Source organism: Methanoculleus sp., assembly GCF_036677455.1.
Taxonomy (GTDB): Archaea; Halobacteriota; Methanomicrobia; order Methanomicrobiales; family Methanoculleaceae; genus Methanoculleus.
In genome coordinates, this window is record NZ_JAVBWL010000043.1 from 60,166 (window position 1) to 82,585 (window position 22,420).

21 protein-coding genes and 1 tRNA gene are annotated in these 22,420 nt (G+C 62.9%); 7 read left to right on the top strand and 15 right to left on the bottom strand.

Annotation, left to right across the window (positions count from 1 at the left end):
- Positions 1–26: 26 nt before the first annotated feature.
- From V6K60_RS09905 to V6K60_RS09920, 4 genes are all read left to right on the top strand, one after another.
- Complete coding sequence (locus tag V6K60_RS09905; RefSeq protein ID WP_332450358.1) at positions 27–704, top strand: uroporphyrinogen-III synthase; 678 nt, start codon at positions 27–29, stop codon at positions 702–704.
- 4 nt (positions 705–708) lie between these two features.
- A complete protein-coding gene (locus tag V6K60_RS09910; protein ID WP_332450359.1) occupies positions 709–1,653 on the top strand; it encodes an RNA-guided pseudouridylation complex pseudouridine synthase subunit Cbf5 in 945 nt (314 codons plus the stop codon).
- An 83-nt stretch (positions 1,654–1,736) separates the two neighbouring features.
- Positions 1,737–1,823: transfer RNA gene (locus tag V6K60_RS09915), tRNA-Ser, on the top strand.
- A gap of 248 nt (positions 1,824–2,071) precedes the next feature.
- On the top strand, positions 2,072–2,734 hold the full coding sequence (locus tag V6K60_RS09920) for a CDGSH iron-sulfur domain-containing protein (RefSeq protein WP_332450360.1): 663 nt from the start codon (positions 2,072–2,074) through the stop codon (positions 2,732–2,734).
- A 54-nt stretch (positions 2,735–2,788) separates the two neighbouring features.
- Here V6K60_RS09920 and V6K60_RS09925 read toward each other — a convergent pair whose 3' ends face one another.
- From V6K60_RS09925 to V6K60_RS09945, 5 genes are all read right to left on the bottom strand, one after another.
- Positions 2,789–3,931 (bottom strand): CPBP family intramembrane glutamic endopeptidase, encoded by a 1,143-nt coding sequence (locus V6K60_RS09925; protein ID WP_332450361.1) that lies wholly within the window; start codon positions 3,929–3,931, stop codon positions 2,789–2,791.
- A 71-nt stretch (positions 3,932–4,002) separates the two neighbouring features.
- On the bottom strand, positions 4,003–5,193 hold the full coding sequence (locus tag V6K60_RS09930) for an MFS transporter (RefSeq protein WP_332450362.1): 1,191 nt from the start codon (positions 5,191–5,193) through the stop codon (positions 4,003–4,005).
- Positions 5,194–5,297: 104 nt separating this feature from the next.
- On the bottom strand, positions 5,298–6,146 hold the full coding sequence (locus tag V6K60_RS09935; RefSeq protein ID WP_332450363.1) for an aldo/keto reductase: 849 nt from the start codon (positions 6,144–6,146) through the stop codon (positions 5,298–5,300).
- A gap of 98 nt (positions 6,147–6,244) precedes the next feature.
- A complete protein-coding gene (locus V6K60_RS09940; RefSeq protein ID WP_332450364.1) occupies positions 6,245–7,084 on the bottom strand; it encodes a cache domain-containing protein in 840 nt (279 codons plus the stop codon).
- A gap of 157 nt (positions 7,085–7,241) precedes the next feature.
- The gene (locus V6K60_RS09945) at positions 7,242–7,955 is read right to left on the bottom strand and encodes a small multi-drug export protein (protein ID WP_332450365.1); all 714 of its coding nucleotides are present in this window, start codon (positions 7,953–7,955) and stop codon (positions 7,242–7,244) included.
- Positions 7,956–8,068: 113 nt separating this feature from the next.
- Between V6K60_RS09945 and V6K60_RS09950 the strand changes: the two genes are divergently transcribed.
- Complete coding sequence (locus V6K60_RS09950; RefSeq protein ID WP_332450366.1) at positions 8,069–8,335, top strand: hypothetical protein; 267 nt, start codon at positions 8,069–8,071, stop codon at positions 8,333–8,335.
- 103 nt (positions 8,336–8,438) lie between these two features.
- Here V6K60_RS09950 and V6K60_RS09955 read toward each other — a convergent pair whose 3' ends face one another.
- A complete protein-coding gene (locus V6K60_RS09955; RefSeq protein ID WP_332450367.1) occupies positions 8,439–9,536 on the bottom strand; it encodes an RNA-guided endonuclease InsQ/TnpB family protein in 1,098 nt (365 codons plus the stop codon).
- A gap of 93 nt (positions 9,537–9,629) precedes the next feature.
- Here V6K60_RS09955 and V6K60_RS09960 point away from each other — a divergent pair, with 93 nt between their 5' ends.
- Positions 9,630–10,178 (top strand): diacylglycerol/polyprenol kinase family protein, encoded by a 549-nt coding sequence (locus V6K60_RS09960; protein WP_332450368.1) that lies wholly within the window; start codon positions 9,630–9,632, stop codon positions 10,176–10,178.
- 22 nt (positions 10,179–10,200) lie between these two features.
- Here V6K60_RS09960 and V6K60_RS09965 read toward each other — a convergent pair whose 3' ends face one another.
- The 6 genes from V6K60_RS09965 to V6K60_RS09990 all read right to left on the bottom strand — a co-directional run bounded on the left by V6K60_RS09965 (position 10,201) and on the right by V6K60_RS09990 (position 15,856).
- Positions 10,201–11,199, bottom strand: coding sequence for a cation diffusion facilitator family transporter (locus V6K60_RS09965; RefSeq protein WP_332450369.1), 999 nt, complete (start codon positions 11,197–11,199; stop codon positions 10,201–10,203).
- A gap of 54 nt (positions 11,200–11,253) precedes the next feature.
- Positions 11,254–12,756 carry a pyruvate kinase gene (pyk, locus tag V6K60_RS09970; protein ID WP_332450370.1) on the bottom strand — a complete coding sequence of 501 codons (1,503 nt, stop codon included), beginning with the start codon at positions 12,754–12,756 and terminating at the stop codon, positions 11,254–11,256.
- 98 nt (positions 12,757–12,854) lie between these two features.
- A complete protein-coding gene (locus tag V6K60_RS09975) occupies positions 12,855–14,057 on the bottom strand; it encodes an energy-coupling factor ABC transporter ATP-binding protein (protein WP_332450371.1) in 1,203 nt (400 codons plus the stop codon).
- Positions 14,054–14,830 carry a cobalt ECF transporter T component CbiQ gene (gene cbiQ / locus V6K60_RS09980; RefSeq protein ID WP_332450372.1) on the bottom strand — a complete coding sequence of 259 codons (777 nt, stop codon included), beginning with the start codon at positions 14,828–14,830 and terminating at the stop codon, positions 14,054–14,056. Before cbiQ ends, V6K60_RS09975 begins: the two co-directional genes overlap by 4 nt.
- A gap of 46 nt (positions 14,831–14,876) precedes the next feature.
- Positions 14,877–15,167, bottom strand: a complete 291-nt coding sequence (locus V6K60_RS09985) for an energy-coupling factor ABC transporter substrate-binding protein (protein WP_332450373.1) — start codon at positions 15,165–15,167, stop codon at positions 14,877–14,879.
- Positions 15,164–15,856 (bottom strand): energy-coupling factor ABC transporter permease, encoded by a 693-nt coding sequence (locus tag V6K60_RS09990; protein ID WP_332450374.1) that lies wholly within the window; start codon positions 15,854–15,856, stop codon positions 15,164–15,166. Before V6K60_RS09990 ends, V6K60_RS09985 begins: the two co-directional genes overlap by 4 nt.
- A 130-nt stretch (positions 15,857–15,986) precedes the next feature.
- On the opposite strand from V6K60_RS09990, the gene V6K60_RS09995 reads away from it, so the two are divergent.
- Positions 15,987–17,318 carry a cobyrinate a,c-diamide synthase gene (locus V6K60_RS09995; protein WP_332450375.1) on the top strand — a complete coding sequence of 444 codons (1,332 nt, stop codon included), beginning with the start codon at positions 15,987–15,989 and terminating at the stop codon, positions 17,316–17,318.
- 44 nt (positions 17,319–17,362) lie between these two features.
- Here V6K60_RS09995 and V6K60_RS10000 read toward each other — a convergent pair whose 3' ends face one another.
- The 3 genes from V6K60_RS10000 to V6K60_RS10010 form a co-directional block, all read right to left on the bottom strand.
- Complete coding sequence (locus tag V6K60_RS10000; protein ID WP_332450376.1) at positions 17,363–17,959, bottom strand: cupredoxin domain-containing protein; 597 nt, start codon at positions 17,957–17,959, stop codon at positions 17,363–17,365.
- A 490-nt stretch (positions 17,960–18,449) separates the two neighbouring features.
- Complete coding sequence (locus V6K60_RS10005) at positions 18,450–21,191, bottom strand: hypothetical protein (protein WP_332450377.1); 2,742 nt, start codon at positions 21,189–21,191, stop codon at positions 18,450–18,452.
- 457 nt (positions 21,192–21,648) lie between these two features.
- Positions 21,649–22,410 (bottom strand): hypothetical protein, encoded by a 762-nt coding sequence (locus V6K60_RS10010; protein ID WP_332450378.1) that lies wholly within the window; start codon positions 22,408–22,410, stop codon positions 21,649–21,651.
- Positions 22,411–22,420 lie beyond the last annotated feature (10 nt).

A 22,420-nucleotide genomic window follows, 5' to 3' on the forward strand; every position in this document is an offset into this window, starting at 1 on the left:
ATTCCACCGGGACGAACGTTGTGACGATGAAGATCGCCATCACCCGGCTTGAAAACAAGGCGGCAGGAGACCGCGCCCTCTGCGCCTCCTACGGCCACGACTGCTACACGGTCTCACCCCTCCGGGCGGAACTGCGTATGGACAGGGTCACCGCGTTCGTCGAGGCCGTCCACCGCGGCGAATTCGACTGCCTCTTCTTCTCAAGCGCCCTCCCGGCCGCGATCGTCGGGCCGAGGCTTGAGCGGTGGCCCCGGGTGATCGCCATCGGGCCGAAGACGGCAGAAACCCTTCTTGAAGCCGGGATCGAGGCGGAGGTCCTTCCCTCGTTCTACTCCCGGGACTTCGCCCCCTACCTCGGGGAGTGGCTCCGGGGGCGGACGGTCGGGATCCCCCGGGCCGACGTCCCGAACCCGGGCCTCAAGGAGGCGATCACGGCTCTCGGGGGGACGTTCCGGGAGGAGAGGGTCTACGCCCTCGTCCCCACGGGGACCGAACTCGCGCTCGACGCTGCCGACGCCGTCCTCTTCACGAGCGCCATGTCCTACCGCGAGGCCCGGTGGCGGCCCCGGGACGGTCTCCTCTTCGTCGCCATCGGGGAGATCACCGCCGATGCCATGCAGGCCGGCGGGCACCCCCCGGCGGTCGTCGGGGACGGGTCGCTTGCAGGAACCCTTCAAGCGCTGAACCGCCGCCAGGACCGGTGAGAGGATGAAGGCGAGTACGAACGATCCAGATAACCCCTGCGGCGGCTCTCTCCCCGCTTCGGGGATCGTCGTCATCGACAAGCCCCGGGGGCCGAGCAGCCACCAGGTGACCGCCTGGGTCGGCGATCTCCTCGGCCGGCGGGTGGGCCACGCCGGGACGCTCGACCCGCAGGTCTCCGGGGTGCTCATCGTCATGTTCGGCGGCGCCGTCCGGCTCGCCCCGGTCCTCCTCTCGCACAACAAGGAGTATGTCTGTTTGATGAGGCTCCACGCCGATGCGCCACGGGAGGCCGTGGACCGGGTGGCGGCGGAGTTCTCCGGCCGGATCTACCAGCGGCCGCCCCGAAAGAGCGCGGTGAAGAGGAACCTCCGGATCCGGAAGATTCAGGAGCTCGAGATCCTGGATATGGAGGGCAGGCTTGTCCTCTTCCGGGTCAGGTGCGACGCCGGAACCTACATCCGGACGCTCTGTGTCCACATGGGCTACGCGATCGGGGTCTGCGCCCACATGGAGGAACTCCGGAGGATACGCTCGGGCGCGTTCGACGAGACGGCGGCGGTCTCGCTTCACGGCCTTGCCGACGCCTGCGCAGCGGCCCGGGACGGCGACCCGGAACCTCTCCGTGGGATGATCCTCGCCCCGGACGCCGCGGTCGGCGACCTCCCGAAGGTCGTCATCCGCGACACCGCAGTCGATGCCGTCTGCCACGGCGCGGTCCTCGCCGGGGTGGGGGTCACGGCGAAGGTGGGTGGGTTTGCGAAGGGTGAAACGGTCGCGATCGTGACGGAACGCGGCGAACTGGTGGGGCTCGGGAAGGGTCTCGTCAACTCGTCGGCGCTGAAACCCGGGGAACCCGGGTTCGTCGTCGCACCCACCACCGTCCTGATGCAGCCAGGCACCTACCCCCGGGGATGGAAGACGCACACCGGGGCGCAAGAGCGCTCATGATCGTCATCCTGAACAGAGTATACCGGCCCGCGGGGAGGATATTATTAATAGACTATCCCACCAACTAATGATGCACGTTCTGTGCTGAGGTAGTCTAGACCGGTAAGGCGCGGGCCTGGAAAGCCCGTGGGGCGTTGAGCCCCTCGGGAGTTCAAATCTCCCCCTCAGCGTTTCTTTTCAAGTGATGTTTCTCATTTTTGCCGTTACCACGCCACTTCCTCGATGGTTTCGACCTGCGCACCTAAAGCGCCATCAGGCAGAGGATTCGACGGTTTAACGTCGTTTTATATTCTCCAGATCGATGACTGAGAGAAGCCCAAATTATTTATCCGCGCTCGTGATACCCTCGGGAACACTCATCACCACCCTCCATCACGAGAGAACGACGGTGACAGATCGCCAGAAAACCGAGGAAAGCATGGCCATGAAGATCCGGGTGAGCAGAAATGGTCCCTACATCGTGACCGGGAGCATCCCGCTCATGATGATGGAGATCTCTTACGATGACGGGGGCGATTGCCGGTCGTGGAAGAAGGTGCGGGAGTATCCCCTGCGGGAACGGTATACCCTATGCCGCTGCGGAGGGTCGAAGAACAAACCCTTCTGCGACGGGACGCATGCAACGATCCACTTTGACGGTACCGAGACTGCCGGAAACGAACCATATCTCCAGAGCCCGACCATTGTCAGGGGACCGGAACTGGAACTGACCGATTATAAAGCGCTCTGTGCGCGTGCACGGTTCTGCCTGCGGGCCAGGGGGATCTGGAACCTCACAGAACAACCCGATTCTCCGGAAGCCAGGGGCACGGCGGTAGAGGAAGCATGCAATTGCCCCTCCGGTCGGCTCGTTCTCCGCGACCAAAAGACCGGTGAGACGATCGAGCCTGCTCTTGATACGTCCATCGTCGTGGTCGAAGATCCTGTCAGGGGCGAACATGGGCCGCTCTGGGTCCGCGGCGGGATCCCGATCGAATCTGCCGAAGGAAGGGTCTATACGATCAGGAACCGGGTCACCCTCTGTCGGTGCGGGAGATCGGGGAACAAACCCTTCTGCGACGGAAGCCATGTGGAACGTTAAGGCCCGGGATGGGGCACGGGGATCATCCAGAATGAGGGCAGAGGGCTTCGCCCATCAGAACGATACCCCAACCATAAGCATCGCGAAGAGCACCAGATCGTAGACCGTGTGGGTGATCGCCGAGGTCGTGGTGTTCGAGTACCTCCTGATATACGCAAAGACGAGCCCCGCAAGGAAGACCGAGATGAGGCCGTCCCAGCTGTACTGAAACGCGTGGAGCGATGCAAAGAGGAGTGCCGGGAGGAGGATCCCGAACCGGGGCTGGAGCAGACCGCGGATGCTCACCTCCTCGCCGAACCCCGCGGCGATTGACGCCACGATGATCCCGGGCAGGGTAAGCGAACCGGCAAAAAGCAGGTTGACGGCCCCAAGATCGGTGACGGGGAGGCCGAGCCAGCCCACCAGCGCAGCGAGCGCCGGGTCGATGAAGTGGAACGCGATCACGAGCGCGAAGGCTACCGCAACGGCGAGAACGATCTCCTTTCCGGTCGGCCGCACAAGCCCGAGCCGCTCCAGGACCTGGCGGGGGGTTCGCCGGACGCACGCCCCGGCGATGAAGAACGAGCCGATGAGCGTCCAGAAGAGGGTGTAGGCGTTCAACGTGACCGTATCCGCGAGGAGGTCCCCGGAAGCGAGCAGGGGGTCGAGGAACTGCGGCGAGAGGAAGGGTGGACCCCCCGTCACCAGGAGCGGTATGGGCGGGATGAGGATCAGGGCCAGGATGACGACGAGCGCAGTGGTATGGAGGAGCGAGTCCGGGTCGAACGGAAGGTACCGGGCGAGCCATACCCTGAACCGGCGGGAGAACCCGATGAGACTCGCGAGGCTTGCGAGAAGGACGCCGAGGAGGAGGAGTGCCACCTCTGCTGCCAGAGCGAGGTCAGGGACCTCGATATCCTCGCCCCCGAGCACCTCCACAGGCAGGATCGCTATGACGCCCATGCCGGCTGCAGCAGCCGCAACCCCCCCGATGAGAACGAGGAGCCAGAAGACGGCGGCCCACCCGAACGCCCGGTGCCGGTCCTCGGCGAGGTAGACGAGCATCGCGAGGACGACGAAGAGCGCCACATCAAGCGAGGCGAAGAGAAACGAGCCCACCTCCCCGCCAACGGCCCCGGAGACCGCGACGAGGGAGATGAGGCCGAAGACGGCGATCAGCAGTTCGGGAGTGTGACGACGGCAGAATTCAAGCGACATGATCTCCTCGGTTCAATATCAGACTGTGCGGTATCGGTTGGTCCGGCGAGACGATGAACGTGATGCACGCTTCACCGCCAGTGCAGCCTCCCGATGACTGCCCAGGTGAGCACCCCCGCAGCCGCGAGGACCGCCGATGTCGCGAGGAAGATCGCTGAGAACGACCACCGGGCCACGAGGATCGCTCCCGCAAACGGCCCGGCCGCGAGCCCCAGTGAGTAGAAGGTGTTGTAGATGCCATATGCGGCACCCTGAGAGCCCTGACCGCGATAGATCCCGGCCACGATCGGCATCACCGGCACCAGGGCGCAGCTCAGCGTGACCCCCAGCGCGAAGACGGCGACAGCGACGAGCAGGAGGTCTGGTGCCTGCATGACGGCAACGAGCGCAGCACCCGAGAGGAGGAGCCCGCCGCTAACGAGGTAGCGGCTGCCCCCGTGTCGATCGTAGACCCGTCCTGCGGCCGGCTGGGCGATGATGGCGGCGACCGCCAGCGCCGCGAAGACGAGGCCGATCGTCGCCGGGGATGCTGAGAAGGCGGCGTGCAGGTAGACCGGGAGGTAGGGGTCCACAACTCCATAGGTACCCGAGACCGCGACGACCACGGCCGCAGCGGCGGCGAGCGGGAAGAGAGAGCCCCGGGGCAGCACCCCCGACCGTTCCTGCCTGCAGGTGCGCACCGGGACGGCGAAGACCGCGAGACCGATCGCGGTCGCCAGCGCTGCCGGGATGAGGAAAGTCGCAGTGTAGCCCAGGTACTCGAAGAGCAGCCCCCCGACGACCGGCCCGATCACGGTCCCGAACGCGACCGCCGAGAGCGCGATGCCCATCCTCTCCCCGAGCCGGGCGGGATCGCAGGTATCGGAGAGGAGCGCAAGTCCTGCTGACCAGGTGGCCGCGGCCGATATCCCCTGGACCGCCCGGGCGACGATCAGGTGCGTGATCGTGGTTGAGAAGGCAAAGAGGGCCGTCGCGAGAGCGAGGAGGAGCATCCCGGCGACAATGAGAGGCCGGCGCCCCACCCGGTCGGAGAGGAGGCCCATCGGTATAGAGAAGAGGAGGAGCATGGCGGCGTAGATCCCGAAGACGATCCCGATGACCGATTCGTCGACGCCGAACCGGGGGGCGTATTCCGGGAAGACCGGGATGAGGAGGCCGTAGATCATCATATCCATGAAGATGACGAGCACGACAAGAACGAGGACCGCGTCCGGGGATGCGGCGATGCGGTCCCGGAGTCGTTGCGGTTCCAGGGCTGCCATGACAGTATCTCTCCCAGGCGGCCGCCGTCGTATCCACGGTGCCGCTCTCCCGCCCTGTAGGTTCGCGCCGGGAGCATATATCAGTAGCAGGCCCCGGGGCCTGCTCACCATACCCCCCGGTAATAGGCAAGCTCGCGGGCGTAGGGGCGGAACGCTTCGACGAGCGTCTCCGCTTCGTCGTCGGGCAAGGGGCCGCTCCTTCCGGCAGTAGCAAGTGTCTGCACCTCCGCAGGAGTCGAACAACCGACGATCGCGACGGAGATATCCCGGGAGAGGGCGTAGCGAATAAGGGTCTCCGGTGTCACCCCCGTGCCGGGGGCGATGTAGTTCGATCCGCCGAGCACCTTCATCCCGATGACGGCGACACCCTGCTCCTTCGCGGTCGCAAGCGTCGTCGTGAGGAACCCCCCGGGTGCGCCTTCCACCGGATTTACGGGCATCATCACGGCGTCGACCGGCCAGTTCTCCACCGCGTGCGAGAGGACGTCGGGGTCATGGTGGCCCGTCACCCCGATCTGCCGGACGATGCCGGACTCTCTCGCTTCGATGAACGCATCGAGGGCGCCGCTCGCCCCCTCGATCTCCCGGATCTCGGCGAAGGTCCTGACATCGTGGATCTGCCAGAGGTCGAGGGTCTCGATGCTCATCCGCTGGAGGGTCGCCTGGAGGTCCATCTCGGCCTCCGCGTGGAGCCGGCTCGTCGACTTGCTTGCCTGGAAGACCTGTTCCCGGAGGTCGGGACGGCCCCGCCAGACCTCGCCGTAGTAGTCCTCGCTTCCCGCGTAGGCCTTTGCCGAGTCGAAATAGGTGATCCCCTGATTGAGGGCCTCGGCGATGACGGCCGCTGCCTCCGCATGCCGCCCGTATGTCCTGAGGACCCCCTCGCCGCCGAGCCCCACGAGAGTGACCTCCCGGCCGGTCTTCCCGAACCTGCGCGTCTCCAGTCCCGCCATGGCTCACCCTATCCGCCCCGGGTTATAAATAGAGTGGGTCCTGTTGCCGATCAGGTACACTCAGGACCCTGCCGAAGATGCCGGAGAAGCGGAGTCCTTCACCCCACCGCCCGGATCACCGCTACCCGCCACTCAGTCCCGTGGAGGCCAGTCGTCGTCCAGACGATCTCCTTTCTCACCGCCTCTCCGTCGACCTCAAACCCGTAGGTGGCGGTGCCGTAGCGCTCGGTCGCGGTCCGGCGGGCCACGTCGAGCAGGTCCGGGTAGTCCGCATACAACGGGTCTTCAAGCGTCATCCGCCCGACCTGGGCCGCATCGGTCTCGTAGAGCACCCGCCCGTCCGGCTGGACGGCCATCACCTGGAAGGGCGTGCCGTTCGTTACCGGGCCGGCGACACCCCCGATCAGGACTTCCGGCCGGATGACGGCGGCGACGAACCCGGCAAACCGGCTCTCGTTCGTGAAGACCGGCGCGGCGATGACCACCGCCGGGAACCCCTCCACGACCGTGATCATCTCGCTCATGGCCGGCCGTTTCGTTGCCAGGATACGCCGGACATGCTCCTGGCCGGAGATATCCGAACCCTCGGCACCACGGTGGGCCGCCGGCTCGGCCGCGACGATCGTGCCTTTTGCATCGGCGACCACGCAGTCGACGATCGCAGGATCGCTCATGCTCAGGTTCAGGAGGATTCCGCGGGCGGCGGTGTCGTTGAGGCCCGTCTTCCCGAGATCGGACGCCGCATGGGTCAGGCGGCCGTCGACGGCCTCAAGCGCCACAGCGATATCCGACTGCAGGCGGATGAGAAGTTCCCTCGCGTCTTCGGTGGTTCCGGGGGCAGACAGCGCCGCCGGCTGGTTCATCGCCGAGATACCGACGGCGACGGCGATGAGGATCGCTGCGACCGCGATGATCCAGGGATATGACTGAGAATTCATCCGTTTCCTCACTTGAGGGAGGAGTTGGGTTCAAAGGATTTAAAGCCTGCGAAACCGCTTTCGCTCAAAAACCAGCGTTTTAGGCCAGACCTTTTTTCTCGGGAGAGACCCTCATCCACCCCGCCGTTGGAGGCCCGTGCCGACCCGGTCCGCCTGATCAGGGCGTCCGCCCCCGGAGCCGCCTCTTATGCACCCGCCAGCCAACAACCCCGGCCACGACAGCAACGATGATCGCGACCAGGATGCCGATCCCGAGCGTCGGGTCCTGCCGGTAGACATCCAGGAGCACGTCGGCACCGAGGGCAAAGACGAGGCAGGAGGTGAGCGACCCGATGCAGACGCAACCAAAGACCCGGCGTTTCTCCAATCCGAGCAGCCTCCCCAGGATCGCCCCGTTCATCGCCCCGGTACCCTGGAGCGGGAAGAAGACGAAGAGGATGAGCCCGATCGTCGAGAACCGCCGGAGCCAGGGCTGAGTTACGGTGTAGTTCCGGCCCGCCGTCATCCCCCTCTCGATCAGCCGGCCGATGAGCGGGAGTTTCATTGCCAGGTCCAGGTTCCAGACGACGAAGAGGGAGACGGCCACGTCGAGGAGGAAGATCACGAGCGTGATGAGCCACCAGGGGTAACCCAGGACGACCGCGAGCGGGATGATCGTCTCCTTCCCGGCCGGGGGGACGAAGTAAGCGACGATCAGCCCGGAAATGATGAGGAACTGCTCATAGGGCTCGGTCAGGTAGAGTCCCAGAAAGACAGCCGGGATGATAGCGAGCGGGAGGATGAACTTCAGGGCGCCTACGAGGTATGGATTTGCGAGGAGGGCTTTCCAGCCATCCGGTTCGGAAGTGGTTCTCTTCTGGTTCGTGGTCATGGGTCGGTCGCCCGGGTGAGGAAATGTTACAGTTCTGTTTGAGGGCTCCAAATAATACGTTATCCGTGCGGGTTCCAGCAAGTTCAAGTCTCCTGAGGATGAGGATACAGAGCATGACCCCAACTCCTGCCGTCCGGGAGCCCCGCACCCTCCCCGCCGTCGAGACCGGCACCCGGGAGAGCGCGCTCTGCACGATCGCGAACGTCGGGACCGCGCTCGAAACCCTGCGCGAGGTGAGAAAGCATGTCCGCGGCGATCACAAGCGCCGCCTCGACGAGGTCGCGGTCATCCTTCGGGTGGTCGCGCTCGATCTCCAGGCCACCTACGCGATCACCGACGACGAGGCCCGGGCGTTCATCCGGAACTGCCGCTCGCGGTGAGATCGCCACCTTCCGGCTCCACATGCAGAGAATTTAACCGGCATCGCGACAATCACTGGTGCAGTCAACTGCCCCGCCCTGAAGGACGGGGCTTGTAACTATGTCAGAGACACGTTACATTTGGCTGGTTGACAGGCAGCCTACTCAGACCAGATATACCGGCTTGAGCAATGTTACGAGCAGCATTGAGGTCTGCATGGAGTTGAAATCCGCATCTGCGGCACCTGAACGACGAACCGTCCCGGTTACCCTTGTAGGTGTGCCCACACACAGAACACTTCTGCGAAGTGTACCGGGCATCAACCAGGAAAACCTGCTTCCCAAGAGCCGCGGCTTTATACCGGAGGAATTGTTCGAGTTCGTAGAACGCCCAGTTGTTCAACTTCCGCCGAAACGACTTGCTGCGTCGTTTCTTGACACGGATCTTGCTCAAATCTTCAAGAGCAAAAACTGTATAATCAGAATTGACAATCTGCTTCGAAATGCGGTGATTAACGTCAGTCACAAACCGTTTTTCCCGTCTAGCGATCTTGCGGAGTTTCCGCTTTGCCGACCGGGTGCCTTTGGACTGCAACTCCTTGCGAAGATGCGCGTACTTAGATCGCACGTTTTTGACACGTTTGGAGTTGAAAAAGGTGTTATCGGAGCAGACTGCGACGTTCACGATACCCCGGTCGATACCGAGCACCTTGACCTCTTGCACCGGCTCCATGTCTGGATGCTCCATCGAAATGTGAAGGTAGAACACCCTCTTTCTCCGGTCATAGGAGAGGGTCGAAGAGGTGACTTTCCACGAAAGGTACTGGCGGTGATACTCGGAGATCGGGAACGTCGTTTTGATCCGTCCTTGCACCGATGCAATGGTAACGATACCGTAGATCAGGTTTACCGTGATGACCCGCTGGTTGTACCGCATGGCGGCGAGCGGCTTCCGTTCGGGCAGTGTCTCACATTTGGCGGCTTTCAGCACTTCACACGCACAGTCGCGTGCGCTCTGCACCAGGGAGGACGGAAGATCAGGAACGGACTCACGAACAGCCTTGTAGGTCGCCTTGTGGTTCTCCACTTTGTTCCACGAGCGGTTCTCGAATCCCCATTGTGCGGACATAGAGAACGCCGTGGAATAGGCTCTCATCGTATTGAGGAGAGCCGTGGCCTCGCCATCGGGCAGCTGAAGTTTGAACGTGATTGTCCTAATCACGATCATATATTGTTACGATTAGGTGAAATACATGTCGGAGGTGATGGGCAATTCCTCCCCACCCTGAAGCGTGGGGTCTCCTTGCCCGTTTAGATGAACGAGTCGCTTCGGCAGGTCGTCCACCTCGTCTTCGGCCTCGGGATAGCGGCGTTTGTCCTCCTCTTCGACCGCGACCTCACCCTCTCTGTCCTCATACTCACGCTTTTCGTGGGGTTCCTCCTCTCCGACGCCGTCTCCCGGGGTTACACTATCCCGGTCGTCTCGGCGGTCATCACCGGTCTTGAGCGGCGGGACGCTGCTCCGGGAAAAGGAGCGCTCTTCTTCGCGCTCAGCGCCGCCTTCTGCCTCGTCTTCTTTGAGAAAGAGATCGCCTTCATCGGACTCGTGGTGCTCTCGCTCCTCGACAGCGTCACCACCCTTGCCGGCGTCCGGTTCGGCAGGAACCGGATCTACAACCACAAGTCCCTCGAGGGCACGGTTGCCGGGGTCGCGGTGACGGCGGCCGCCCTCTGTTTCCTTGTCCCGCCGGCGGTCGCCCTTGCTACAGCCGCGGTCACGGCCTTTGCAGAATTGGTAAGCCCCGTGGACGACAACCTCGTCATCCCGGTCGTTGCCTGTCTTGTTCTTACGGCACTCCTTTAAAAGAGCCCGGGAGACCTCCGTTCTATCTTCCGGGCGGCGTTTCGTGGTGAAACGTGGACCGGTCGCACTCCGGGCAGGTGGTGAAGGTTTCACAGACGGAACAGTCCTCGCCGGTGCAGGGCTGGACCCGGATTGTGACGCTCGTCCGGGGGAACTCCCGTTTGACGTCGGTCTCCAGGTGTTTCACGACACCATACGCCTCGTCGAGGGTCGCGGTCCTCGGGACGACCATGTGGAGGTCCACGAACCGGTTCGGACCCGACCGACGGGTCCGGAGACGGTGGAAGTTGATGACGTCCGTGCAGTGTTCATTGAGGATCTCCCGGATCCGGGCCTCCTCCTCCGGGGGGAGGCTCCGGTCGACGAGGTCTTCGAACGAGCGCCGGATGAGATCGAATGCTGCCCGGAGGATGATCGCGGCAACCACGAGGGCGATGAGGGCGTCGAGGACCACAAGGCCGGTCAGCCGGATCAGGACGAGCCCGAGCACGACCCCGGCGGAGGTGTAGACATCCGTCCGGAGGTGCCAGGCGTCGCTCTCAAGCGCGATCGACTCCGTCTTCTTCGCCACCGTCATCAGCCGGGAGGAGACGTAGAAGTTCACCACGGCCGAGAGCAGCATGACCCCGATACCGAGCCCGAGCGCCTCGACGTTCAGCGTCTCCTCCCCGCCGAGGAGGTTCTTCAACGCCTCGTTGACGATCAGGACCGCGGCCACCAGGATCAGGACCGCTTCGAGGAGCCCGGATATACTCTCGTACTTCCCATGCCCGAAGGAATGACACTCATCGGGGGGCCGGGCCGACTGCCTGACCGAGAAGTAGGCGATGACCGCGGCGATCAGGTCGATCGCGGAGTGGATCGCCTCGGATATGATGCCGACCGAGCCGATCGCGACACCGACGCCGAGTTTCATCACCACAAGAAGCGTGTTCGAGACAACAGAGAGGCGCGCCGTCTTCTCCTTCAGCACGCCATCCTGGCCAGATGCATCCCGCTCACTCGAAACGACCACTCCCATACTTGATGAGTGTTCGTCCGCTGCCGGGATAGGGTTTTCGCCGTCCCGGATATCTCACTCCACCGTGAGGATGATGAGCGAGTCGGTCCCTTCACGTCCCGGGGAGACACCTTCGGTGAGGACCACGCGCTCCCCGGGCTTGATGATGCCGGAATCACGGACCGAGTCAAGGATAGCCTCGTGCCAGTATTCCTTCTCGCTCCGGATCAGGAACGGGCAGACCCCGTAGGAGAATGCCAGGAACTTGAAGGTGCTCGGATTCCGGGTGAACGCGAGGATCCAGGCCTCGGGCTTGAACCGGGAGATGTTCCGGGGGGTGCTCCCGGAACGGGTGGGGGTCAGCACGAGCCGGATGCCGAGCGCATCTATCGCCTCGATGACGTTCAACGAGACGACATCGTTGACGGTGATCTTCTCCCTGCCCTTCCCCTGCCGGAAGTAGGCGAGCGGGCTGCACCCGGCACCGACGAGCGAGCGCTTCTCCTCGGTCGATCGGGCAATCTTCGCCATCATCGCAACCGTCTCGACCGGATATTTCCCGATGGACGTCTCCTCGGAGAGCATGACCGCATCCGTCCCGTCGAGGATGGCGTTTGCGACGTCGGTCACCTCCGCCCGGGTGGGCCTGATGTTGTCGGTCATCGACATCAGCATCTGGGTGGCGGTGATCACCGGACGGCCGAGGATGTTCGCCTTCTGGATGATCCGCTTCTGCACCGTGGGGACCTCCTCGATCGGCGTCTGGACCCCGAGGTCGCCCCGGGCGATCATGACCCCGTCGGTCTCCCCGAGGATCCCGTCGAGGTTGGCGATCGCCTCCTGCCGCTCGATCTTCGCTATCACCCGAATGGACTTCCCGGACCGGGCCGCATACTCCCGTGCCTTATGGACATCCTCCGCCCGCTCGATGAAGGAGATGCTGAAGGTGTCAAGCCCTTCACCGAGCCCGAAATCGATGCACTCGAGGTCCCGGTCGGTCACGGCGCTGAGGGCAACGACCCCCCCACCGCCGACGAGGCTCATCCCCTTGCGGGAGAGGAGCGGGCCGCCGATGACCACCGTCGCCCGGACCTCGCTTGCGGCAACCTCATCGACCCGGAGCTGGAGGAACCCGTCATTGAGGAAGATGGTGCTCCCCTCCGAGACCAGCTGCGGAAACTGCTCGAAGTCAACGGGGATCCGGGATGGATCGCTCGACGCCGGGGCGGTCGTAAGGGTGACGGTCTCGTCTTTGTGGAGTTCAAGAGGCTCGTGTGCGAGATCGCCGATCCGGATCTTCGGGCCCGGGAGGTCAAGCAGGATCGTGACGGGGAGTCCGGTCTCTTCCACCGCGGCGCGGATGTTCTTGATGTTCTCCCGGTGCTCATCGAATGTTCCATGAGAGAGGTTGAGCCGGGCGACGCTCATGCCGGCCCGGGTCAACCGGGCAAGCACCTCCGGGGAACGGGATGCAGGGCCGATGGTACAGACGATCTTGGTCTTCTGGTCGGGCAGGGCCATCCGTCTCCGTTTTGCCTGCCGGGATATCCGCTGCAACGTCTCTTCGAGCATCATCATGTATCGTCAGGTGCCAGCACCGGATTAACCTTCGCACGGCGGGACAGAAATCACAAGAAAAGAGATATATGCGTCTTCCCGGGGCTATACCAGCGAGATCACTCAAGGGCACCCTCCAGGCCGGGGCGATGGCTCGTCGGCTCCTCCACCGGGGTCGCCGCGAGTGCCAGTCCGCTCTCGGCGCTGTACTCGCCGATACGGCGGTGGACATGATCGACCATCCCCCCGGTGGTGATGATGAGCGAGCTCTCGCCGATGAGAGCTTTCAGGATGCACTTGTCGATGACGCCGTAGGTGTAGTCGAGGAGGATCCGCTCCCGGTTGGCGAACTCCTTCGCACGAGTGCCCATCGCCCCGAGATGCTCGACCGCGCCCTGCTCGATCAACCGCCGGATCGCATCGCCGCTGGTCTGGTCAGCGTTGCAGAGGTAGATCGTCCCGACTTCGTCCCGGACCGGGGTGTGACCGCGCAGCTCCCGCTCGATCCGGTCGGTGAACTCGAGCACGCTCTTCGGGGGGACGCCCCGGTCGATGACGTCCCGGAGGCCGAGCTCGTTGTAGAGGTCGAGGAGGGCGGGCGGTTTCAGTCGGGCTGCCGCGAGGAGGCCGTGGTCCGAGAAGACCTCTTCCGGCGGCCCGCGGGCGAGGACGTTCCCTCGTTCCATCAGGATGACCGAGTCGGCCCAGCGATAGGCGAGTTCGACATCGTGCGTGGAGATGAGGACCGTCCGCCCGCCGGAGGCGAGTTCGTCGAGGAGTTCCATGATCTCCTCGGAACTCGCGGGATCGAGGGTGTTCGTCGGTTCGTCGAAGACCAGGACCGCTGGCTCCATCGCGAGGATCCCGGCGATGGCAACCCGTTTCTTCTCGCCGCCGGAGAGGTGGTGGGGCGGCCGTTTCTCGTAACCCCGGAGCCCGACGTAGCCGAGCGCGTCCTGCACCGCCCGCCGGATGGCGTCAGGGGGGAGGCCGAGATTCAGCGGGCCGAACGCCACGTCCGCTTCGACGGTCGGGGCGATGATCTGGACGTCGGGGTTCTGGAAGACGAAACCCACCCGGCGGCGAAGGTCGCGGAGGCTCCGGGTGTCGTAGGCAAGCGGCTGGCCGGAGAAGCGGACCTCCCCCGAGGTGGGTCGGAGCATGCCGTTCAGCATCAGGAGGAGGGTCGACTTCCCGGCGCCGTTCGGGCCGACGATGGCGGTCTTCGATCCGCCGGCGATCTGGACGCTCACCCCGGTGAGAGCAGCGGGGCCGTTTGGGTAGGTGTAGGTGATGTTGTCGGTCTCAAGCAGCGGTGTCATACAAGTACCAGGCCTCCGGTGGAGAGCGAGACGCCGAAGACGGCCCCGATGTAAGCCAGGGCCGTCACGAGCGCGAGGAGAGAGACGGGGCGCGTCTCGCCGGGGATGCCGAGTTTGCCGTCGTAGCAGCGTGCATCCATGGCGAGAACCAGGGCTTCGCCGCTCTCCCAGGTCCGGATAAAGAGTGCTCCGGCGAGCATCGAGAATGACTGCACCGACTCGCGGAACCGGCTATAACCGAGGCGCATCACCTGAGCGCGGTAGATCTGGCCGGCTTCCTCGATGAAGATGAAGATGAACCGGTAGGTGAGCATGGCGAGGTCGATGAAGACGGCGGGCGCCCGGATCTTCCGGAGGATATCGAGGATCTCGGTCATGGGTGTCGTGAGCGTGATGAAGTAGAGCGAGCACATCCCGCCGAAGACCCGGGCGAGGAGGAGGAGGGCAAGGTTCGCACCATCCGCCGTGACCGCGAGGGGGGTGCCGGGGACCTCGATGAGCACCGCACCGCCGACGGTGATGAAGAGGACTACGGCGATGCTCATCACCGCAAACGAGGCCGGGATGAGGAGGAGGCGTGCGTAGAACCGCGCAGGGATACGCGCGAGGCCGAGGGTGGCGGCGCTCATCGCGGCCGCGACCAGCAGGGGGGCGACAGGGGCAGGAGACGAGACTGAGAGAAGGATGCTCGCAAGCCCGATGAAGAGCTTGAGGGACGGGCTCACCTCCCGGAGGCCATTTTCCTGGGCAAACTCTTCGAGAATATCGTGCACGCGAGTCCTCCGTTCTCTTAGTAGATTTGCCGGCTCACCAAAAAAATCAGGCGGTTTTCCTGCTACCCTGCCAGTAGCCGAAGACGTAACCGATGATCACGGCGCCGATGGCCGCCTGCAGGGCAAAGAGGAGCGACTCGATCTCGCCGCTTGGGGGTGCCCAGAAGGGCTCGATCCAGGGCTCGTAGCCGGAGGCCTCTATGAGGCCGGCGGCCGCGCCATCCGCCCCACCCCAGGCCTCCTCCCCGGTGGCCTTTATCGCGGCATCCTGGAAGAGGAAGACGGCAGCAAAGATGATGATGAGCGCGGCGACCGCGATCTCCAGGCCGTGTTTCATACTGCGGCCTCCCGGAGTTTCTTGACGGTGCTCTCAGAGAGGAGGTTTAAGCGCGTGAGGATCTCGGGTTTGAGCTGGACGATGTACTTGAAGACCAGCGCGATGACCGCACCCTCGATGATGGCAAGCGGAACCTGGGTGACTGCGAAGATAGCGGCAAAGGCCGAGAACGCCCCAATGAGCCCGACGGTCCCGGGGAACGCAAGCGCGAGCTGGACCGAGGTGACGACGTAGGTGGTGAGATCGGCAAGGGCAGCGGCACAAAAGACCGTCGCATAGGTGTTCGCGCCCACCCGGGTCCCGGCTTTGTATATGAGGTAGGCAACGATGGGTCCCGCGACCCCCATCGAGAAGACGTTCGCCCCGAGGGTGGTGATCCCGCCGTGCGCGAGGAAGACCGCCTGGAAGACGAGGACGATCAGACCGAGGACGGCGGCGATGCAGGGCCCGAAGAAGATGGCGCCGAGCCCCGTCCCCGTGGGGTGGGAGCAACTCCCGTTGAACGAGGGGAGTTTGAGTGAGGAGAGGACGAAGACAAAAGCGCCTGCGACCGCAAGGAGCGGCAGGGCCTCGCGTTTCTCTTTTACGAGCCGATTCAACTGGTAGAGCCCGATGACGATGAAGGGCAGAGAGATCAAAAACCAGATCTGCCACCAGGGGCTTGGTAAGAATCCTTCCATGATGTGCATAATAATCACCTGTGGAGCGTTGCCGTCCCGGTAGATCAGATTAATTTGTTATAAGACAAAACCATCTGATAGATTGTGGTTATCCCCGGTCATATTTATCTTCTGCGGTATTCAACACTACAGGAACGTTATGCGCCAGATCCCACGTATCGTCGTCGCCGGAACCCAGAGCGGCTGCGGAAAGACCACGCTTGCAAGCGGCCTGATGGCGGCGCTCACCGCCCGCGGGCTCGCCGTCCAGCCCTTCAAGGTCGGTCCGGACTTCATCGATCCCACGCATCACTCGGCCATCTGCGGCCGGACGTCGCGCAACCTCGACCCGTTCATGATGGGGGAGACGGGGGTCCGCGAGACGTTTCTTCGCGCATGCGGCGGTGCCGACATCGCCATCGTCGAGGGCGTGATGGGGCTCTACGACGGCCTCGACGGGACCGATACAGCGAGCACGGCGCACGTTGCAAAGATCCTCGACGCCCCGGTCCTCCTCGCGGTCGACGCAAAAGGGGCGTCACGGAGCGTTCACGCAACGGTCAGGGGGTTTGCCGGGTTCGACCCGGAGGTCCGGGTCGCCGGAGTCGTCTTCAACCGGGTCGGGAGTCCCCGCCACCGGGCTCTGATCGAGGCGACGCAGAGCCTCCCGGTCTACGGATGGGTCCCGCGGCGGGACGATCTTGTGGTCGCGAGCCGGCACCTCGGTCTCGCGATGGCCGCCGAGACCGGCGCACTCGCCGGTCTCGGACCGGTGGTGGAGGAGTTCTGCGATGTTCCCGGAATCCTGGACCTCGCGCGGACGGCCCCGCTCCTCCTGGCACCGGCGGAAACCCCTGACCGGTCGGAGGCCGGGGTCCGGGTCGGCATCGCGAACGATGCGGCGTTCTGCTTCTACTACCAGGACAACCTCGATCGGCTCGTCAGGGCCGGGGCGGATCTGGTCTTCTTCTCACCCATGACGGACCGGCTCCCGGACGTGGACCTGCTCTATCTCGGGGGAGGCTACCCTGAACTCCACGCGGCAGCGCTCTCAGCCTCTCGCTGCCGGGGAGACGTGCGACGAGCGGTCGACGACGGCATGCCGGTCTACGCGGAGTGCGGCGGGCTCATCTACCTCACGGAGCGGCTGGAGACCGACGAGGGCAACTGCCCGATGGTGGGCGTCCTCCCGGCAGCGGCCGCGATGACGAGCCGCATCCAGGGCCTCGGTTATGTGGAGGCCCGGGTGGTCGGTGGGGCGCCGGTCCTTGCACCGGGCTCCGCCTTCCGGGGCCACGAGTTCCACTACTCACGCCTGGACTCTGCTCCGGATGCCCGATTCGCCCTGGAACTCCTCCGGGGCCGGGGGATCGATGGTGCGCGGGACGGGCTCACCGTGCAGAACACGATCGGGCAGTATACCCACGCCTACTTTACAGAAGGATTGACCGGGAGCCTGGTCCGGGCCGCCGTGGCATACCGGCGGACGTAAGGCAGGTTCTGGCTCCCTGCGCCAGCCGATGGCGGAAAAAGGGATTAAGTGGTTGTGTTGGCGGTGACGATCACCACCCCACTGGCCCCGGACGTCTGTGAGGTGTAGGTGTAGTTCCCCGTGCCTCTAAAGTTGTAAGTGAATGACTCGCCCGGCTGGAGCATCCCGGAGTCGAAGAAACCCATAGCCCCGGTTCCCGTGACGGTCTGGTTCATCTCGCCGTCGTTGGTCCAGCCCACCGTAGTGCCCGTGGGAACGGTGATCGTACTCGGCGTAAATCCGCCATCGGTGATGGAGATCATCTCATCGGCGACGGCTGCCGCCGGCGGTCCGGGCGGGGTCTCTGTCGCGCCCGCAGCGGCGGTCGTTGGCGTGGTCCCGGTCACCATTGGTGTCTCATTTCCCATCAGGGTCTCAGCCGTTGTCGGAATCACAGTTCCCATCGGGGTCTCAGTCACCATTGGAGTCTCAGTTCCCACCGGAGTCCCGGTCGTTACCGGGGTCTCAGTTCCCATCGGGGTCTCGGTGGCTCCCGGTGTCATACCGGGGGTCGCCGTCGCGTTACCCGCTGGCTGCACGCACCCTGCGATCATGATGCTCGCGATCACCATGATCGCAAGGATACCAAACATTCTCTTCATGCGGTGGACGATACTTTTTGGCGTAAATAAACTTTACCCCTTGACGAAAAATTGAAACATGGGGCGGAAATCAGCCGTAGTGGCATGGTACATGGCCATCCTGCAATCAGGTACATCGTATTGATGCTCCTGGTGAAAAAAGCCAGTACCCGCCAACATCGTCGTAATAGCAGGCGGTGCACCCGAATAGGAGAACTCCAGGTGTGTCACCCAACCCACCGTAGCAGGGCCGGGACGGTGAAGATTGGGGCGAGATTGCTGTTCTCCTCGCCACAAAGTGTTCTCCCGCGAAGGGCGCCGCACCGGGGGATGACCGTCAGGGAGCACTCCCTTGCCCGGCCCGGTTCCCATCTGCCGGCGACCGCTTGCACCGTGGTGGCAGCACAACACAGTACGGCTGTATCCATTTCGTCGAATGAGCCGGGTGGCAAGACAGGTACAGATGGGCCCGGGGCCTGCCCATTGCAGGACTAAAAAAAGAGTGACGGGATTACTTCCTCATCATGAAGAAGTATCCGGCCGCTGCAATGATGACGACAACGGCGAAGATCGCGAGGATCATCATCACGGGCAGGCCTTCAGATGGCTCGCCCCCGGTGGTCGTCGTGGTCGTGGTCGTGGTCGTTGTCGTGGTCGCCGTCTCGGTCGGGGTGACCGGCGTCGACCCCGGTTCGGTGAAGAGCGCGTAGACGCTGAAGTGTGCCACCGTCGCCGTCACGGTCCGGGTGCCGGAGTTGACGGTTACCGGCACGTCCTCCCAGAGGCCGGTCTCCGCGTTGTACCACTTCACCGTGAACTGTTCGGTGGCGGGGTCGAGCGTCTTCCAGACGTCATCGGGGATCGTGAACGTCAGGGTGATCGCCGGGCTGAAGGTGGCGCCTGCAGGGCTGACCTCGTAGGCGTAGCCGGCAAACTGGAAGACGGAACCGGTCGGGACCGCCGGGATCTCGAAGAGGGGGTCGATGTCGATGCTGGAGAGCGGCTTGCCGTCGGCGTCGAGCGCCGTCGTGCCGATCGGGATGAGCAGGCTTCCGATGCCGTCATCAGCGTTAATCCGGACGGACTTGAGGACCGTGCCCGCGTTGTTGACCTTCAGCGTGCCGGTCCCGGTGTAGGTGGTCGGGGCGCTGCTGCCGCCGCCACCGCCGTGGTAGGGAGCGGAGGTGGGAGACGGGGTGGGCGTCACGGTCGTGAGGGTGATGATGGCCTCCTCGTATGACGTCACGTTGCCCTCGTTCTCAAGGAGCATGTACACGCGATAGGTTCCAGGGAGCAGGCCGTCCGTGGGGACGCTGAGGGTTGTTGCGTCCTTCTTTGCGCTCGCGTTGCCATATCCCTGCGTCAACCAGACGTTTGCCTTGCCATAAGGCTTCACAACGGTCTGGTTCCCGTTGGCAAGGAGGTAAGCGGACTTGAACGTATCCTTCCCGAGCGTGGAGAAGTCCAGCGTCACGTTGCCGGTGTAGGTCGTGGCGCTGTTGAGCAACACTGCCGAGAGGACGTCTCCCTGCTCTGCCGAGTTCACGACCACGGGCTGCCCGATGAGGTAGGTCCCGGCGCTTGTCGAGAGTACCCCGGTCCTGGCAGTGACTTCAAAGGTCGTCGCCGCGATGATCCCGAAGCGGTCATTATCCATACAGACTGCCAGAAGGGCATACTCTCCCTGCCCGAGGTCGCTGATCTGGAGCGGCGTTAATCCAGGCGCAGTCGCGGTGTTGAACCCGGTCGACAGGTCGACGTAGTTGTCGCGGATGGTCTTTGGCATGTTGCCCGACGAGACCGAGACCTGTCCTACCTGATCCTTGATGGTGACTCCGCCGTTACCGTCGATGCTGACGATCGCATACCCGTTCGTTGCCGGGCCTTTGCCATAGAGCACTATCGTCTTCGAGTCGAGGAGATCCTGGAGCATGCCCGGGGTGAGCGAACTCCTCGACGGGTTTTTGACCAATTGGTCGATGAGCGTGCTGTTTGCCTTCGCAATCATCAGGGTTGCGCTGGTGACGTTCGGCACGGTGACGGCAAAGTCAAGGGTTCCGGACGGTGCCGTGTAGATGCCGATGGTTGCCGGCAGGGTGCCCGCGGGGATCGGGTTGTCCTTGCGGTTGTCAAGGGTGACGTTGCTGCCGGCGGTGATACGCTTCTCAAGCTGGCCGAGCGTAGGCACCGTCGCCTGCTTGTTCGGACCGGTCAGGGTAAATGCCTTTGCGGTCGAGAAGACGTCGTATAGCGCCGTCTTCGTCAGGTCAAGGCCTGCAAAGGATCCGAGCGAGGGGTCGTCGAAGTACGCGAGGTTGTTGTTGTAGATGTGGACAGGTGTGCTCGTGCCGACGTTGCCGGCAAGGTCGCTTGCGTATGCAACTATCTCTTGGTTCCCTGCCGGAACAGTGAGATCGATGCAGCCCGGACTCTGGCGGGAGGTGTTGTATACACCGCCGAACCACACGTCGTCAAGGTTGGCATCGGTCGCAGTGTAGTGGACGCAGAGAGATTCCCCTGCCTCCGGGAACCCGTCGCCGTCGCTGTCATCGATACCGGTGATCGAGACGATAGGCGCGACGGTATCCTTGACGAAGTAGACCTCGTCGGACTCCACCTGTCCCGGGACAAGCGAGCTCGTGCCGTTCACGACGACATGATACGCGCCGTCGGCAAGCGCGCCGTAGGAGGCGTAGTCGAGCGCGATCGTGCCGTCGGATCCGACCCCGGTGTCTACACAGGATGCGGTGACATCGACATCGTTGATGAACATCTTGATTGTGCTACAGTCTACCTTCACGAAGTTCGCGAGGATAGCCGGCTGGGTTTCGTTCGTATACGTACCGTTGACCGGGGACGCAAACGTTATGCCCGCCGTGGCTACCGTCACATGGTGGGTCGTTGTGTTTTCGTTACCAGCAAGATCCTTTGCATAGACCTCGACCGGTACATTGCTGCCGACAGGGACGCTATCCCGCTGAGCGGTCACGGAGAAACCGCCCACGATCTGGGTAATAGTCGGGTTTAATGCCTCGACACCGCCGACGAAGACCTTGATGGAATTCTGGTCGACACCGCCGGCATCAGTGATGGTCGCGGCGACATTCACCGTCTGGGAGACGGTTGCACCGTCGGTGGGGGCGGTGATGGCGATCGTGGGTGAAGTGAGGTCGGTGGTGGTGAATGTGCCAGAAACGAGAACGTATTCGTTCGTCACATCGCCGCCGACCTTCTCATCGACCTCATGGTTCATGTACCCACCATCGATGGTGATTGCGGTAGAAGTTCCATCGTGGACGAGTGCATTGCAGGTCAGAGATAGTAGTGCCTGATTGCCGGTAATACTCCTAGTGCCAGTGGAGAAATCCCGGACGTAGGCAAAACCCTGAGTTAGTGGAACTGGCGAGCCGTAGAACCCCCCCAGTTCAGAATAGTCCGTAATGGCCGTGACGTTCATCACTGCCGGGTCCCATGTGATGTTTAAGTTGTACCCGTTGAGCTGATCCGAACCGTTACAGGTTACGAATATCTCAACCCCTCCAGTCCCCGTTGCAGAAGACACCTGCAACTCCTTCGCGGCAGATGCTCCGGAAACGGTAAACACGGAGAGAAGTAGTAGTATGCTAATGCATAAGCAGACTTTGCGCATTTGTGACATCTCTCTCTCCTCTTGAAATCGAGTCGATCATCAGATAAAAAGTTTTGTAAACTTAAATATGTTTTCTTATGCTCGCGAAGCCAAATGCTGCAATTAATATGGCGCAAATTACGAGCATCGCACCAAACGGGGATTTAGGGGTTGACTCGGAGTAGGGACTTTGTGTCATTGTTTCCAGAGTCACCGTTGGCGTCGCCGTATTCCCCTCCGTAAGTGCAGGAGACGGAGATTGGGACAGGGACGGAGCTACCGGCGGCGTGGGCTCCGGAGAGGGTACGGATGTTGGACTCGGCACCACCGGCAGGCCGGCAGATCCCCCGGTAACGGGTGTCGACCCGCTCGCAGTCCCGGTGGGAGACACGTATCCGGGGCCCGGCTGGTACTCGGGGATCGTGGGCGTTGGTGAGCCAGTTGCCTCGGGCACGATACCCATTGTGTTGGATACCGTCACATCATTGAGCTCGCTGTCGTACAACTCATACACGATGATCGAGAAGTCTCCCTTCCCGGAGTAGGTGAACCCGGCAAGCCGGGCAGAGTAGGTATCCCCACCGGTAAACCCGATTATTCGCGTCCACCCTGCATCGTTCTCGATCTTGAATACACCAGTGTATGGTTCAAGCGGTTCAACACTCAGGATTCTGGTGTCTGCGGAGTAGTTCAACTGAATGTTGTACCCTGCAATGTCCTTGGTGCTGCCGGCGATAAAGGTGAGATACTGCTGGTCATCCCCGCTCTCGATGACAATCTCGTTCGCCGACGTCACTGAAACAAGTGCAAGTGTGAGTAAAAAAATGAGGGCTGTTCTGCTCATAGGCTCAATC

Coding starts and splice junctions, on each gene's coding strand:
- V6K60_RS09990 (WP_332450374.1), bottom strand. CDS start 15,856: ATGCACATCATGGAAGGATTCTTACCAAGCCCCTGGTGGCAGATCTGG.
- V6K60_RS09905 (WP_332450358.1), top strand. CDS start 27: ATGAAGATCGCCATCACCCGGCTTGAAAACAAGGCGGCAGGAGACCGC.
- V6K60_RS09975 (WP_332450371.1), bottom strand. CDS start 14,057: ATGACACCGCTGCTTGAGACCGACAACATCACCTACACCTACCCAAAC.
- V6K60_RS09995 (WP_332450375.1), top strand. CDS start 15,987: ATGCGCCAGATCCCACGTATCGTCGTCGCCGGAACCCAGAGCGGCTGC.
- V6K60_RS09930 (WP_332450362.1), bottom strand. CDS start 5,193: ATGGCAGCCCTGGAACCGCAACGACTCCGGGACCGCATCGCCGCATCC.
- V6K60_RS09940 (WP_332450364.1), bottom strand. CDS start 7,084: ATGAATTCTCAGTCATATCCCTGGATCATCGCGGTCGCAGCGATCCTC.
- V6K60_RS09985 (WP_332450373.1), bottom strand. CDS start 15,167: ATGAAACACGGCCTGGAGATCGCGGTCGCCGCGCTCATCATCATCTTT.
- V6K60_RS09925 (WP_332450361.1), bottom strand. CDS start 3,931: ATGTCGCTTGAATTCTGCCGTCGTCACACTCCCGAACTGCTGATCGCC.
- V6K60_RS09920 (WP_332450360.1), top strand. CDS start 2,072: ATGGCCATGAAGATCCGGGTGAGCAGAAATGGTCCCTACATCGTGACC.
- V6K60_RS09910 (WP_332450359.1), top strand. CDS start 709: ATGAAGGCGAGTACGAACGATCCAGATAACCCCTGCGGCGGCTCTCTC.
- V6K60_RS09965 (WP_332450369.1), bottom strand. CDS start 11,199: ATGGGAGTGGTCGTTTCGAGTGAGCGGGATGCATCTGGCCAGGATGGC.
- V6K60_RS10010 (WP_332450378.1), bottom strand. CDS start 22,410: ATGAGCAGAACAGCCCTCATTTTTTTACTCACACTTGCACTTGTTTCA.
- V6K60_RS09950 (WP_332450366.1), top strand. CDS start 8,069: ATGACCCCAACTCCTGCCGTCCGGGAGCCCCGCACCCTCCCCGCCGTC.
- V6K60_RS09960 (WP_332450368.1), top strand. CDS start 9,630: ATGAACGAGTCGCTTCGGCAGGTCGTCCACCTCGTCTTCGGCCTCGGG.
- V6K60_RS10000 (WP_332450376.1), bottom strand. CDS start 17,959: ATGAAGAGAATGTTTGGTATCCTTGCGATCATGGTGATCGCGAGCATC.
- pyk (WP_332450370.1), bottom strand. CDS start 12,756: ATGATGATGCTCGAAGAGACGTTGCAGCGGATATCCCGGCAGGCAAAA.
- V6K60_RS10005 (WP_332450377.1), bottom strand. CDS start 21,191: ATGAACCATGAGGTCGATGAGAAGGTCGGCGGCGATGTGACGAACGAA.
- V6K60_RS09945 (WP_332450365.1), bottom strand. CDS start 7,955: ATGACCACGAACCAGAAGAGAACCACTTCCGAACCGGATGGCTGGAAA.
- V6K60_RS09935 (WP_332450363.1), bottom strand. CDS start 6,146: ATGGCGGGACTGGAGACGCGCAGGTTCGGGAAGACCGGCCGGGAGGTC.